Below are 1,378 nucleotides of genomic sequence, written 5' to 3'. Positions count from 1 at the left end.
AATCTCGCGCACCTGGCGCATGATAACCCTCCTCGTCGGCATCCATTCCTCCCAGCTGCTTCCAGCCGGAGAAATGGCCCAACGATCGGGCCTCACACCATCCGAAACTGCGCGCGATCAAATCGGAATGCTGCGCGGACAATGCTCGGAATGCTGCGCGCGATCATTTCGGAACCCTGCGCGCCATCAAGTCGGTACGGTGCGCACCATCATCTCGGAATCGGCACTCATTCGGTGGAATCGACCTCTTGTCATCTCAGGAGCAACCAGGAGCTTCGTGTAGGCGCTGATTTGGTCGCGCAGAGGCCGCCCTCACGCCTGCATCGCCTGCAGAAATCCGCCTACGCCAACGATCATCATCACGCGTTTCATGTTGTAGGCGAGCACGTTGAGCGCCATCTCGGTGGCCACCTTGGCAGCTTTTTCGTGAGAAAGTGCGTTGCTCCCATCCAACACTTCATCGTGCCGAACGGATGCTCCGCTGTCTGACGACGGACACCCATTGCATTGAGGTTGTGGTCGAGCCGATCCTGAACTTTTTCCAGAGCGGCCTCATGCTCCCAGCGTGAGATGCGGCGCTCGGGACCTGTCGTGCACTGAGCTCTTAGCGCGCAGGTCTTGCAGGTGCTTGTCCAATATCGGCGCAGTGTCTTTCCGTCCTCTACGTTCGTATAGTGATAAGTTAGCCGCTCGCCGGCGGGACAGCGATAGACATCGTCGGTGGCGACATAGACGAAGTCCTGTTTGCCGAAGCGGCCAGCAGCCTTGGCGCCCGAAGTCATCGGCTTCGGCAACGTCACCGTGATGTCGGCTTCCTCGCAGGCCCTGATCTCCTCGCCATCGTAATAGCCGCGATCTGCCACGACTTCGAGAGTCTCGACAGCCGTCTCGTCGCGAGCCTGCCTAGCCATGTTGGCGAGTTGGTGGCGATCAGTGCCCACGTTGGTCACCTCGTGAGCCACGATGAGATGATGTCGCGTATCAACCGCAATCTGCACGTTATAGCCGACGATCCCGGTGTCCTTCTTGTCGCCATCGAGCGCGCGTCAGGATCGGTCAGCGAGATCTGCTTGTCCTCACTTTTCATCATCTCCGCATTGATCGCGTTGAGCCGAACGATCTCCTCCTTGAGCTTCTCGATCTTGCCCTTTAACCGCTCAACCTTCGCCTCCGGCACCGCGTCGCCATGCCGATCGGCGGTCTCGAGCTGCGAGAGATAGCGGGCAATGCTCTCATCGATCCGCTCCAGGCGCCGCTTCATCTTGGCCTCGGTGAAGTTCTTGTATAGCGCGACAATCTGGATGGGAAGCGCGCGACAATCAGGATGGCGAGTCGGTGTCGCGGCGAGGTGATGATTGCCGCGATGATTGTCGCGCGC

Annotated in this window: 1 pseudogene; it reads right to left on the bottom strand. The window is 59.3% G+C overall.

Annotation, left to right across the window (positions count from 1 at the left end):
- Nucleotides 1-312: 312 nt before the first annotated feature.
- Nucleotides 313-1,075, bottom strand: a pseudogene (locus A3AS_RS46335) (transposase); the annotation flags it as partial.
- Nucleotides 1,076-1,378 lie beyond the last annotated feature (303 nt).

The sequence above is a fragment of the Bradyrhizobium sp. WSM2793 genome (genome assembly GCF_000379585.1).
GTDB lineage: Bacteria > Pseudomonadota > Alphaproteobacteria > Rhizobiales > Xanthobacteraceae > Bradyrhizobium.
The sequence above is the reverse complement of the archived record's forward strand: the minus strand, read 5'-3'. Positions and strand labels throughout refer to the sequence as shown.